The sequence below is a fragment of the Pseudomonas sp. NPDC089422 genome (assembly GCF_044749405.1).
Taxonomy (GTDB): Bacteria; Pseudomonadota; Gammaproteobacteria; order Pseudomonadales; family Pseudomonadaceae; genus Aquipseudomonas.
Genome location: NZ_JBIVHW010000014.1, coordinates 78,844 through 91,711 on the forward strand (window position 1 = coordinate 78,844; position 12,868 = coordinate 91,711).

The window sequence follows — 12,868 nt, forward strand, 5'->3', positions numbered from 1 at the left end:
ATTTGGTCGAGAACCACCCGTGAGCCTCTGCAGGGTCTCATCTCAACTTGTCCCCTTAATCGGTCGGCCTGCTAGCAAAATATTGACGTTGAGTACAAGCGTAAATATGAAATGTGATTGAGATTGTCACGCTTTCTCTGCAACAGGTGCAGTATCTGCCAGGATCCCAGGTACGACGCCAGAGATGTACAGGTCGACGTGCGCAGCAGATCCCGCTCGAGCGAAAAACCGGTCGGGAGCACGGTGCCTTCGTCGCTCTAGATCTCAAGTAGTGTGGCAGCTGACATCGCGCCATTCATATGGACGTGGAGCTCACCGCGGTCACTGACGCGTACAACAGCTAACGGAGAGCTAGAGGACCGGCGGCTTACGCGTGAAGCTTCCTGAGAGAATGGTCGATAGTCAGGTGGCCGCATGTAAAATCCAGACACCACCAGTACACCAGCAAAGGACAACATGCCCTGAAGCGGAGCTCAAAGTCTTGAAACGCTCCTGCTTGCCTGGGCGCCGGCGGATAGAGCGCAACCGGAGGCGAGCATAGGCTTAATGGTGCTTGGCGTTTCTGATGTTGCACATATGGCGCGCCGTTGTCGTGGTTGGTCGATGTGGAACACAGCGCTGCGACAACTCAGTCGTTCAGTGCCAGAGCAATCAGATGGGGCAGTACTTTCTCAGCGGGGCCTATCAGCATGATCTCGTTCGGCCCGTTCATGGATACATCCAGCGTATTGACGTGTATGACCACTGCACCAGATGCCAACGCTATAGCTGGTAAGTCAGCAGCAGGTCGGACTACACCGGAAGTCCCGATAGAAAGCATGACCTCACACTGTCGTGCTGTTCCACTGGCGGTTTTCCATGCGCCTGGCGGAAGATCCTCACCAAACCACACCAAAGCTGGACGCAAGCGACCGTTGCACCGTCGGCAGCGGGGCGGTTCTATCAATGCGCCTTCCGCTGGAATGCTCGGAAATTCCAGCGATCCCGCTACAAAGCGATGACAGGCGAAACACTTGGGGAGCGTCAGGCTGCCATGGAGATGAAGCACGTCCTGATTGCCCGCCCGTTCGTGCAAATCATCAACGTTCTGAGTGACCACGGTGACACTCCGACCGCTGCCTGATAACCGGTGGATCGCCTGATGTGCCGCATTGGGATGAGCCCGCATGACCTGCTGGCGCCGCCATAGGTACCAGCCCCAAACCAGCGCCGGATTTTCGCGAAATGCCTTCGCGGTTTCTAACCGTTGAGGGTCTTGGCGCTCCCACAACCCGGTCAGTCGGTCGCGAAAAGTCGGAATGCCGCTGCCGGCAGAAACGCCAGCGCCGGTAAACACCATGATATGTTGCGCATCCCGCAGTGCGTCTGCTGCTTTTGCTAGGGTGTTCATGAGTATTCATCATCCTAACGCGGGGCAGGGAAGGCAGTCAGGAGAGCGGCCGCAGGCGGTATCGGAATTATCTCTATGAGGTGAATAGCCAATTCGGGGCCTCGTGCCGAAAAAGCACGGCTTACGCTTGGAAAGCCGGAACCGCAGTGTGGACGGGCTTCACCGGTCAACGACGGTGTGCGTTCCCGCATCAAAAGTGCGCGTACAACTGCGGTTCGTCTGCAGACTTAGGTGGAGGGGCCGCGCTCGTGATTCGCGCGTTTAGGTTTCGCGCCGAGTACAACGCGTGTGACCGTTTCCGCAGTCGTAAATCGAGATCCCCTAATTTGTAGGTGGCAACCGCAGTCTCGTAAATCACTGCGCTTTGCGAGGACTCAAGTCCACGGTGAATCACTATCTTACGAAGCTCTTCCAGGCTCCAGTGCGGACGACCGGTGATGGAAGGAGGGCATAGCATTTGTACCTGCGCAATCTCGACGCCCGTTGCCTGAGACAGGAAGACGTTGAGTTCGTAGGCATCTTCAACCACAGCTGCTCGCTCGCTCTCACCGTTGAAAAGCGGCCGCAAGGTTACCCAAAAGCACATCCCTTCAATTTCACAATAGGAACCCGTACGGACAGTACGGGTGTGAGATTCGGACAAATAGATCAAAACGGGCTCCACTGAGCGCTGCATACCCCTAGGCGACCAGTCACCAGGGCTGGAAAGCTCAAATTATCCCACAATGAACACTATAGGTTGTAGCCCTATCGTGTTCGATAGCGCTTCATCATTCCTTTTATGAGGAATGATGATGGAAATCCGTGAATCCCTGGGTGAAGCACTGCGGCGCATGCGCATTTCGCACGATCTGACCCAGGAAGATTTCGCCGTAGTCAGTAGTCGAACCTACGTCAGCTCCCTCGAACGCGGACTCAAGTCGCCGACCATCCAAAAAATTGAAGAGCTGGCCGGCCGCATGGGTGTCCACCCACTCAGCCTCATCGTATCTGCGTATCTTATCCAAGATCCGGAGGTGAGCTTCGACGGGCTGATCAAACAGGTGAAAAAAGAGGCGCTCAAGCCTTGACCGTCGATTCACCGCCCAAAATGAGCGCTACTAAGGTGGCCCCTTCTACATCCAAAATGCCTATGGCCACCGCCGCTGCTCCCCGTTTTTCAATTGGCCTGTACAGGACACCGTGTCGAGAATCGTGGAAGATTCCTGACTAGCACTGCCGAAGACTGCCGGCCGGAAGCCTGAATGGAGGAGGGCGTCGCTAAATAAAGCGGTTTTGTCTCTTGGGTATAGCGAGCGAGGCGCTGCGATGGGCCTAGCTACGAGTAGCGCTAGCCATGCAAGGCCCCATCTATCTCGTCCTGTGCGGCTTGAACCACCGCGTCGGGGTCGGACGATATGACGTCCTTCGGCAGCTTACCGCCCAAATACGAATTGGATGATTCGAACCATAACGCCATGCCCCAGCCATTCAGCCTGGTGGCCAGCACAGCGATGACGCCCTGCATTCCCTGGGCCGCAATGGCCAAGGCGCATGCATCGATGGCAAAACGTGGGAAGTACTCCACGCCCTCGTAGTTGATAGAGAAGATCACACCGTCTAAATACCGGCTAGGAGCGCCGGCGCTGAGTTGCTCAGCTAACGCCGGCAGCAGCGCATTTAGCTCAGGCCAGGTCAGCCAATCTCCGCTGGTCATGACTCTGGATTGTGCCTTGGACTGGAAAATCGCCTCTCGGCCGGCAACATTCCTCGCCTTTCGAATTTCGCGCATCTGCGAGACCCTCCTTAACAATTAGGGGGTAGGGGATGCCAGCAGTCCGTTCTGAGCTGCCCGCTGAGAGATAGACCACCACCAATTCGGATCCAGCGGCTGACTGAGGGTCGACCAGTCAGCGGCGGCCCGCGTCCTGGAAGTAGTCGTCCTGGGCGACCAAGCCCAAATCACCGCACTCAGCCGTCGGCTCATCACTGAACAGCTGTTGAACACGTCGCTCTTGCTTCACGTACGCCAGGGTCTGGAAAAAGCAGTGCTCACAGAGGTATACCTCGAATCGCTGGCCGTCGTGTTCGCTGCCATACCCCCAGCGGGCTTGTAGGGTTCCATACTGGTAACTGCCCGCAGCCAGGCGCGTAGAATTCCCGCAGACGTCACACGTGACATCAGTGATGCACTCAATCTCGACCCGCCCGGTAATTTTCACTCTTGACTCCTAGAAAAAGGCGTCGATCCCTGTTGGACGCCAGGCTGGGGATCGGCGAACAGGCGATCCGAGTTCAACCGCGGTCGCGCATGCCAATGCGCTTGACCGAATGCGCGCGCTCCTGATCATGCGAGTGATAATAGGTGTTCTGGGTCGTACTGAGGTTGCTGTGACGCAAGTCTTCCTGCAGGTCTTTAGGATTTCGCAGCGGCGCGTCAAAGGTGGCCGAGGTGTGACGTAGCCAGTGCGCAGACGCACAGCGCAGACTTTCCATCTCGTGGTTCGCGCGGCCTTCGCTGCGCATCTTCTCTACGGCTTTATCAAACACGGTTTGGAGGAGGGCGCGGATCTGTCGATCAGACAAACCGGCGCGGCCGTTGAGCGTCGTGATCAGCGGTGTAGTTTCTCCTGGATGAGGTAACTCGGGAAGTCCCAGGAATCGCCGATAACGTTTCAAATAGCGCTCTACGTAGATATCCCGCACGGCAATCTTCGCCGCCTTGTTGCCTTTACCCACGGCGAAGTACCACCAATTGCCTTCATCATCTAAGCGGAAGTCACCCATGGTGGGTTTCCAGTTTTTACGACCGGCGAGATCGGAAACCCGCAGGTACATGGCGAACAGCGTAGCAACAATAAATAATGTTCGCTCATGCCGCTCCGGTTCGGCGTTCGCCATTGCTTCAACGGTATCCAGGACAAAGTCCCACTGCAGCGGCGTAAGAGCCCGCGAAGAAGAAACTTCAAGTTCTTGCGTAGAAAAACGGCTGCCTTTCTTGAGGAGCCGAAACGGATTCGTTTGGGCGAAGCCATCTTCAATAAGAAATTCATAGAACCGGCTACAGACGGTAAACACCTGGTTCAACGTGCCATTCGCAGCATGATACTCCTGGGTGCAGGGAGTTTCTGCAGCGATCACTTTGCGGGACTTGAGATTAAACGGATGCCATTTGGGGTTGGGGATGTAAGCCTCGCGAGCGTCGAGCGCGTGTGGGTTACTAACAAACCGGCTGCGGGTCACCGGACCCATCCAGTCATCTGGCGGGTTTCGACAGAAGTTCAGATAGTCTTGGGCATCCTGGCGTTTGAGTTGATTCAGCGGTTTGCCTTGGACCAGTAGCGCCCACAGCAGTAAGCGCTCGGTATGACTGCGGTACGAGTTGAACGTCTGGGCGTTGTCGGAAAAGGCGCGCAGGAACGCACGTACCGCGGCGTAGCCGCGGTCAGCCTCCAGTGCAGCGTCACACTCGCCCAGAAAGGCGCCGACGCAGGCCAGCGGTGAGCCGTGCAAACTGAAGTCTTGCTCGATGAAGTTATCGTGGGTTTCGAACAAGGGTTGGGGTGCGCGCGCCATGAAATACCAGCCAGAATTTTGAAGACAATAGACTTCCAGTTATGACAGTAATATAGAATCCATGCATGCACTCTTGAGAGGAGCAGTAACGTCACTCGCACAACCTTTATCTTCCATTTCCTGAATTGTGACGTGGACGAGTTCATTGACGATGTTCCTAATTTGGCGCTGGGTCAGCCCCGCGCGACCGTGTCCCGTCATTAGCAACGGCTCCATTTCGCACGCGGGCGGTACCCTGGGCAGTCCACGACTTAGGCGATAGCGCTCAAGATATGTGTGGAATATGGCCGGCGTCGTTACTACCTGGGTGCCTCGCAGGCCCTCGACGAGGTAGTGAATACCGTCTTTCGCAATAGCCACAACAAACAAAGCCCGCTCATGTCTTCCACACGTCAAACTCGTGCCCACCCTAAGAACTTCATCTACATGCCAAGCAGTCAAGCCGCGATCAATTGGTTTAGATACAACTGTGAGGCTCTGAATCGTAAGCTTTTCAAAATTTCTAGCTGGATTTATATTGCACACTCTTTTATTTATGAGGAAATCGTAGAAGGATGCACAGTAGGTTACGATAAGCTCAAACATACTTTGAGTACGAAGGCCGCCATCATAAATGGGCTTGCAAAAGGGGCGCCAAGCGGGATTGGCGAGGTATCCAACGTCCTCCACCCAACGGAACCTGTGACGTGCAACATCGCCTATCCAATGTGAGGGTGGTGCAGAACTAAACGCGATAAATTCACGAAACTCTTCATATCCCAGCGTTTCGACGGATTTATTCTTGATGATCCACGCCCATAAAAGGAGTCGCTCTATCACGACCCTTGAGGATCTAAAGCTTGAGGGGGTCTCACCAGCGCCGTTGGGGCTTGCATAGCTTGAAATGAACTCGCGCGCAGCATCCATGCACTGCAGTACATTGAGGCTTGGTTCAAAGCCCGCTAAATAGGTCGCAAGCCCCGGGTGCGCCTGGTAATAGTCAGGCGTATTCAGCGCTATGCTAGTGGCCCCGGAGAAAAGAGGATGAAGCGAAGGCATGAAAGTGCTCGCATCAAAGAAGCAGTATTTCAATAGTAGCGGATTATTCCAGCCTGAGATTTATCACTTTTAATTTACTGTAAACCTCAGTAATCGATTGATTTTCTGAGGGTTTAGATCCATAGCCAGCGTCGATTATCATTTTAAAAAAACCGAATTAGTTATGTCTTTGTTTTTCAATACCTTTAAGCGTGCGTACTGGCGGAAGAGATAGCGCAAACCGCTGTTTTTTAAAAAATCATGGAGTATAGGGTCTTGGCGCTTGGGGGAAAGCGATGCTGCAGTCAAGCACGGAGACCTTGCCTTTTATCTTCTATGCCTTTCTTGATCGAGACATGAAACCGCAGGGGATCTGCTAAGTGCTTGATAGGCCATGTACGATTTTTGAATTTCCGCTTTATCATTTTTGGCTTACGGCCACACGGCGAATGGTGAAAGGTTGCAGGCTCATGAACATCTGTAGCCTAGCATCTCATTTAACATAATATGCATTATGCGCACATTCGTATATTCCACACGGGCCACTCCCGGGGTACATTGCAAATCTGCCGACGCCGCCCAGGAGTACACGGAAGCCTTTCTGACCCCAATCGCGGAAGTAAATCGGCTTAAGCCCATTTTCAACCACATTCTGACCCCATGCCCTGGTCAGATTGGCCCAGCACCTGGTAGACCGATTTCTAAATTCTGTCCAGTGATGCCATGGGTGCAATCTTACTTCTCGGCTACATCTTCCTTGCATCTAGAAGGTTTTGTTCGTTTCCACTGCGCACATGCAACCTCAATCGTGCTTAGCAGAGCCTCAGCCGCACCAGTCGACTTGCGGTGGTAAACCACGATCAACTATTGATGAAACCACAGCACCGTTGAGACCTGCATTTTTCCTGACCAATGGCCGAAATCTGAGATAAGAAGCAATTCTAACCTTACTGCCTCAAGAAGAAATTTAGGCGCTACGGCACCGGTGTATGTCAGGCAGATAGCGTGGATTGAGTATCCAAAAGCCGCATCGATTAACCGAATGGCAACGAGGCCTGTGGATCACTATGCAAAAGCAGGTAATCAACGCCAGTTGACGCTGAGGCGTCCACGCCAGATTGCTGATACGATGTCTAGCCGCTTCAACCGCCAGGCTGCTAGTTAGCGCACACTGTGAGCCATCGAGAGCAGATGTCGACGAATCTAAATCTTAGGAATACTTGCCGGATTCGTTGAACTCATAGGCAATAAACTGCCAAACTCCCCTTCTTTTTTATACGTGATCGACTCCAACTCAACTAAATGAATATTTAGTCGAGTTATTTCAACGTTCTTGATGCTCGCCGCCCTTCGGATGTTTACCCTTTCGCTGAAAGTGATCAGGGTCTAGCAAAACTATGATCTGTTGAGGTGAGACAGAATGCTGTTTCGCTAAGCTATCTAACTCAGCCAAGAAGCGCACCATGCTTGCTACCCTGGGCACCTCTAGTTCGGCGCATGCCTCTGCGTATTTTTGACCGATGACACTGTTAATTTCGAAGAGGCGCGCGACACTCTCGACATCGAAAAAGCCCTCTTTGACGAGCCCATCCAGTGCTCTGTTGCGCTTACTCGACATCGACATTGACCCAACCTCTCACCCGAAAAGGTTTTTCAGAGCTGTGTGATGCCTGGACGTCTTTGAGTCCCAGGATGTACCGAAGCTTCAACACGGTCTCTAGGCTCACGGATTTTTGATCCACATCACCTCTGACAAGCAGGAGCGCTATCACCTCCTCTGCGCTGAGCCGGTATTTCTTCATCAGCTTGGTGAGCTTCTGTGAGAAATCTGCATCTGGCGTCTCCTCCCTTTCCTGAAGGACACTAATCTCCTGCTCCAGCTCACATATGCGCTGTTGAGCGAGGCGTATGGCCTCGTGGCGGTTTGGGGCGTTCATAAGGGGCTTGGCTCCACAGTCTCCTTCTCAAATTGTAGCGTACAGAGCGGGCAACCCTTGCCGCCTGTCTGATCTGGTGCCGTCACGATAGGTAAGATTAATCACCTGGGTAGGTAAGGAAATTACCTGGCATTGAGTCGGCTGTCATCATCTCAGAATCGGTAACAGTCCGCGTAAAATCGTTTATTGACGGGCATCGAGCCGCCGTTCCGGTGGGTAGGTGACATTTTAGGCTTATTAATGAGCCGCATCCGAATCGATAAGAATCGGGTTTCTAGCATTACTAGCTATTTGTTGACAGAAAATATCCCTATATTTTTTGCGTCACATGCGTCATTTAATAGCGTTTATTGATACGAAGTCATCCTCAGCAAGAGCGCGGCGCCCTAGAATGATGCATCCATCGCACTGGCCTTCGCCATGCTTATCCCGACGCTGGCAATTTATGCGTTTAATCTCTTCTTCGAGATTACGGCGTGTTCCCGCGTCTGCGTGGCTCGTACAGACCTGTACCCTATCGGTGAGGTGGTGAAAGCACAAGAAGCAGGCTCCCAGTCTGTCTGTGAAACCGAAATCACTTAAGACCGAGGTTTTGGTCGCAACCGGGCTGGGCGTCCGGCTTGTGCTCCAGACCTATGCGACCACTTCTTCCCAGTGCCCTTCGCTATGAGCCGGTCTCTTCGAGCCCGAATTTCCGATAGATTCGAGATCTCGGCGCCCTTCCCTCATGACCGGCTAAGCCGCTGGCTTGCAACATGGCTCCCACACAGGTAGCTGCGTATGACCGCGTTTCACTTAGAACGCTGCAAAGGTGTAACCCGCCTACACCGGCCGACGTGGCGCATGCTTGAAGCTTATATGAAAGAGCTGCACAAATTGCTCTTCCGTCATCGTTTCAATATCGGAACGAGAACCCACTCTAAGCAGGCTCGGCGGGTTCTTCGCTGTGGACATATAAATACTGCGCATGATGGCTTCTGCTCGTCCCCTCCACTGAATGCGATTATGGCGGTCAATGATTTCAATCCCAGCTAACTGGGCCGTTTCGTTCACCCTCGCAGAAGCATAGGAGTGATCGATCTCGAGCTTGGTAATGCGGTAAACTTGGCTTCCACTCCCTTCTTCATTATCACCAGACGCAGTCGAATTAAGTGCGTTGGTCAAAGCGTTGACCCCTAGCAGAGCTAGATCATCGGTCAATGAAACAGCGCTTCCCAAGACAGTATCAGAGTATATATCGAGGACGATAGCGACCCAAGGTCGAACAATTGAAGCGTCATCCCTTTTAACCGACAGATCCACTCGCATGAACCCAATCGTCGCGGTGGTATCTACTACTGGCTTAACTCCCTTCAAGATCAAGCCAGAGCGGCCCGCTTTTGCATATGTGAGTACTACATCGATTTTCAGAGGCTCCGCTACAGGAGCGATGCTCTGCAATGAGAAATGGGCATGCACGTGCCATAAATGACGCGATTCCCAGACCGGCTGCTGAACTGAGAAACGTGGGCCAGTACTCGGCTTAACGCTCGAGCTACAATCTGCCCCAAGGTGCAATCCCTGCGTCGTGAGGTTTGTCAAAGCTGCAACTGCTGCCGCCGTTCCATGACGCTCAAGGTAAGCGTCCGTGTTTGGGAGAACCCGAACTGCCAGGCATTCCTCCAGCGCCGCGATGCACCTGGGTACCACCTCACCCGGAAGCTCGGAGACGTCAGCAGCACGGCATACGCCTAACTCTTGATGGAGAATGACGAACTCTGCATCGGACAGATGATGCTCAAGCTCTCGATCATCCTCTTCCTGTTTCAGTGCACTGTAGGTGTGGTAGCCAAGGAGCGCAGCCAGGACTTCCTGAATTTTCGCATGCCCCAGTTCAATGCCTGCAGCAAGGAGTTCCGCTTTAGCATGACGAGCAGCGTGGGTGAGAATGTTGGCCATCTCATGATCCTCAAGCCCTGTTTTGCTGCTGGTCGTTTTATCTGTCGCAAGACAGGTGAGTCATAAGATGCTGGGAGGATGTGTTTGGCGGATAACCTCTTCAAGTCGACCAGAGCTTAGGCGAGGCAGCCTCTTGTTAATGTAGTCCAAGATCTCAGCTCGGCAAGAGGAGTTCCAATATGGTTGCACTGTATGCTACGAGCACTCCTAGCACAGCTTCGCACCGGAGGCGCAAGCCGCGCCAAGAAACGGGCTGATCCCCTGATTCGACTGCGATTCCCATTCCGACAATAGCGGCATGATGGTAAATTGCCACCTACGTGGAAGCTGGTAGCTCAAGGAGTTCGATGTGAGAAATGATCTGGTGGTGGCCTGCTTGGCACTCTCTCTTACCGGATGTGGGGATGGGGGCGAAGCCTATAAAAAGCAGGCGGAGAGTCTTCGTGGAGACGTCAAATCTCTTCAGACACAGATCGCAGCTGCGAACAGTAGGATCAGCCAGCTTGAACAGGAAAATAAGGTTCTCAAAGAGACACCGCCAGTGTTCTTGGCACAGGTGAGAAAAGCGGTCGATGCCGGAGACGAAACAGCAGCGAAAGCTGCCTTGGAATCGTTAACCTCCCGCTACCCAGGCTCACCCGAATCAGCGACCGGGAGTGGCCTCTTGCAGAAGATGGTCAAGGATCGTGAAGCCAAGGAACAGGAAGAGCGCCGGCTGGCATCTCTAGGAATGAAAGCAATTCCAGTCAAAGGCTCGTTCACTGCGGACGACAGCGCTATCTCGCTTCAGTCTGCTCAAGTAGCCGGCCAGTGGAGCTTCAACGATCACGGGGATGAGTACGAGTACCGATCGGCTGAGCGCGGTTCTCGGTACATAACCGCGAAGGTGACCTACTCGTCCAAGAGCAAAGATCCCCGCCTGGCCCCTCTGATCGTTTACGCATCAAACGGTGGTGAGCTCAAACGCCTTGGCGTCATGGGCTTTGAGTTTGTTAGCTGGAGCAGCTATGCGACCTTCCTGGGAAACTACCACGACGACGCTAACGATTTTGCTCACAAGGCAAGCATCAGGTTCTCAATGGGTCTCCAAGTACCTAATGAAGCGATCACTAAGCCCCTGTACATCGTTGCCTCGTCTTCAGGTTGCGCTGATCGTAGCTCGGATCGATTCGGTAATCCGCCAGTGAGCTACTCGACCTACAGCTGTGACCAAGCTGCTCCCGCTGTGCTCCGGGCAAGCGATTTCAAAGAAGGCCGCTTCGGCATCGTTAAGCGCATCGATTGATTCTGAGATAGGACTCTCATCCCATGAAAAAGGCTTTCATCGCAGCGGGCATCGCCCTGCTCTGCTTGGTCATCTACACCCAGATTACGATCTTCTCAGTACCGCCAAATGGAGCGGTACCAGAAGGCAGGACAGTCATCATGCTTCGCCTCAACAAGACGAATTTTATCGATAGCGCTGATGCGATGTGCGTTCGTATCCAGGGCTATGTGAACCTGCTTTGCCGCGGCATGACGATGGGGGCTGTGGTGAACGCTACCACCATCATTGCGCGTCTGCCCTACTCCGAAACCATCTATAAGATCAGCACTGGTGGCAATAGCTACGATCGATAGTCAACCCGACTGTCGGCTTTGCCCAACAAGCCAGCCATAGCTAGCCACCGAACCTAGTACATGGGGGCTCGGCTTACTCACCCAGTGTCTATTCCTCAACGATCCTTGCTCCTGCTTTCCCTATCCTTTCTGATCTCTAGGATAACTGCCAGGCTCATTACGCCGGCCTTCTCCGCACCAGTCCTTCTGGGGCGTCATATAGCGATGAGAAGGCCTGCTTCCTGAAGCAGCATCACATGGTATGCGATCTCATTCTCTCCGTGCCCTTTGCTAGGAAGGGTTATCCAGGAGTGATTTGCCACGTGGGCCGCAAGCTCAGGCTGGGGCATCAAAACGCTCATGGAGTACGTGTGGTGGAGCGACATGAAATCAGCCATTCGCAATGTGGAGCCGGCTCAGCAGTTTGGGTGGCTCATTAGGAAGCTGGAGGGGTGAGGCAGGACAGCCCCAATCCGGGACGGTAAATGACTCTTGGCAGCGGAGAGTGATAAGTGAAAATCTTCTAGGCTCTAACTCCTGCTCCCTTTCAGGCCTTTCAGTGATGGCTGGGCAGCGCAAAGGCTGTATGGGGCGGACTTAAAGACAGGTTCGGGTTAGTCCACAGATTCATCGCCAGAGTTTCGCGCGTATTTCTCGCGGGTCAGCGGGTGGAAACGCAGCACCTCAAGCGAAAACAAGCAATCAATGCGCTTGGCCACAGCCTGGTAGGGCGGAGACTTAATGCCCGCCTCCCGGCACTTAGCCCTTACGTTTTCCCACACAGCCCGCTTACTGATGCTTTGGTCGAGACAGCCCGAGCGGAAAGCCCATTCTACGATCATCTCAGCCTCCGGATGAAGCATTGATGGCTCATGGGCGACGTCTATGATTCCGCGCAGTGAGCCGGCATCAATGGACTGCAGGTCGAATGAAATTTTGTGAGGCCACGGACTAGCAGATGTGGACTGGCAAGCATCCGCTGGCTCGCTCAATGCCATAGGCGCAAGTACGACCTTCGCCGGATTGCGAAACAAAGGCATGCTTAACTTGGAGCCTGTCTTGATGAGCCTTAGCTTGGGTCGGTTATCATTGGACATGCATCGCCTCTGCTATTATTTTTTGCTAGTAGTTTGAGGTTTAGCACGCAAATCTAGCTAGTCAATCTTTGACTGAATCGCCCGTGATTTCCTACCCACCTCCAAGCCACATTCGTAAGGCTCGTATACAAACTCATTTAGAAGGCCTCGCAACGACTCAGCCGGCCTCTTCGAGCCCGAAGTGTCGATGACTATACCAACCCTCGCCTCAGATGAGAGGGAAGCCGTGATTAAAGGTCTACCGCCAATCTCACCAAGACACGTTATTCATGAAAGAGCTTCGGACAGCCGCTGAAGTCCTTGAGCGCTTGAGCCACAACTAGGACGCACTGCGT

At 53.5% G+C, this 12,868-nt stretch carries 12 protein-coding genes; 3 read left to right on the forward strand and 9 right to left on the reverse strand.

What is annotated here, in order from left to right; all coding sequences use genetic code 11:
• Positions 1-628: 628 nt before the first annotated feature.
• Positions 629-1,390, reverse strand: coding sequence for an SIR2 family NAD-dependent protein deacylase (locus ACIPZ8_RS23625; RefSeq protein WP_400728288.1), 762 nt, complete (start codon positions 1,388-1,390; stop codon positions 629-631).
• A gap of 794 nt (positions 1,391-2,184) precedes the next feature.
• On the opposite strand from ACIPZ8_RS23625, the gene ACIPZ8_RS23630 reads away from it, so the two are divergent.
• Positions 2,185-2,460 (forward strand): helix-turn-helix domain-containing protein, encoded by a 276-nt coding sequence (locus ACIPZ8_RS23630; protein WP_016487079.1) that lies wholly within the window; start codon positions 2,185-2,187, stop codon positions 2,458-2,460.
• A 260-nt stretch (positions 2,461-2,720) separates the two neighbouring features.
• Here the strand turns inward: ACIPZ8_RS23630 and ACIPZ8_RS23635 are convergent, their stop codons facing one another.
• The 7 genes from ACIPZ8_RS23635 to ACIPZ8_RS23665 form a co-directional block, all read right to left on the reverse strand.
• Positions 2,721-3,161 (reverse strand): hypothetical protein, encoded by a 441-nt coding sequence (locus tag ACIPZ8_RS23635; protein WP_400728292.1) that lies wholly within the window; start codon positions 3,159-3,161, stop codon positions 2,721-2,723.
• A gap of 118 nt (positions 3,162-3,279) precedes the next feature.
• Positions 3,280-3,591, reverse strand: a complete 312-nt coding sequence (locus tag ACIPZ8_RS23640; protein WP_400728295.1) for a hypothetical protein — start codon at positions 3,589-3,591, stop codon at positions 3,280-3,282.
• A gap of 73 nt (positions 3,592-3,664) precedes the next feature.
• Positions 3,665-4,945, reverse strand: a complete 1,281-nt coding sequence (locus ACIPZ8_RS23645; protein ID WP_400728297.1) for a tyrosine-type recombinase/integrase — start codon at positions 4,943-4,945, stop codon at positions 3,665-3,667.
• Positions 4,946-4,984: 39 nt separating this feature from the next.
• A complete protein-coding gene (locus ACIPZ8_RS23650) occupies positions 4,985-5,983 on the reverse strand; it encodes a hypothetical protein (protein ID WP_400728300.1) in 999 nt (332 codons plus the stop codon).
• 1,303 nt (positions 5,984-7,286) lie between these two features.
• Complete coding sequence (locus tag ACIPZ8_RS23655) at positions 7,287-7,586, reverse strand: hypothetical protein (RefSeq protein ID WP_400728303.1); 300 nt, start codon at positions 7,584-7,586, stop codon at positions 7,287-7,289.
• The gene (locus tag ACIPZ8_RS23660; protein WP_161774813.1) at positions 7,570-7,899 is read right to left on the reverse strand and encodes a hypothetical protein; all 330 of its coding nucleotides are present in this window, start codon (positions 7,897-7,899) and stop codon (positions 7,570-7,572) included. The genes ACIPZ8_RS23655 and ACIPZ8_RS23660 overlap by 17 nt, the downstream gene beginning before the upstream one ends.
• Positions 7,900-8,721: 822 nt before the next feature.
• A complete protein-coding gene (locus ACIPZ8_RS23665; protein WP_400728306.1) occupies positions 8,722-9,837 on the reverse strand; it encodes a hypothetical protein in 1,116 nt (371 codons plus the stop codon).
• A gap of 349 nt (positions 9,838-10,186) precedes the next feature.
• Between ACIPZ8_RS23665 and ACIPZ8_RS23670 the strand changes: the two genes are divergently transcribed.
• Positions 10,187-11,122: a hypothetical protein gene (locus tag ACIPZ8_RS23670; RefSeq protein ID WP_400728309.1), complete on the forward strand. Its 936-nt coding sequence runs from the start codon at positions 10,187-10,189 to the stop codon at positions 11,120-11,122.
• A 23-nt stretch (positions 11,123-11,145) separates the two neighbouring features.
• Positions 11,146-11,457: a hypothetical protein gene (locus ACIPZ8_RS23675; RefSeq protein WP_400728312.1), complete on the forward strand. Its 312-nt coding sequence runs from the start codon at positions 11,146-11,148 to the stop codon at positions 11,455-11,457.
• Between the two features lie 593 nt (positions 11,458-12,050).
• Here ACIPZ8_RS23675 and ACIPZ8_RS23680 read toward each other — a convergent pair.
• Complete coding sequence (locus ACIPZ8_RS23680) at positions 12,051-12,533, reverse strand: hypothetical protein (protein WP_400728314.1); 483 nt, start codon at positions 12,531-12,533, stop codon at positions 12,051-12,053.
• Positions 12,534-12,868 lie beyond the last annotated feature (335 nt).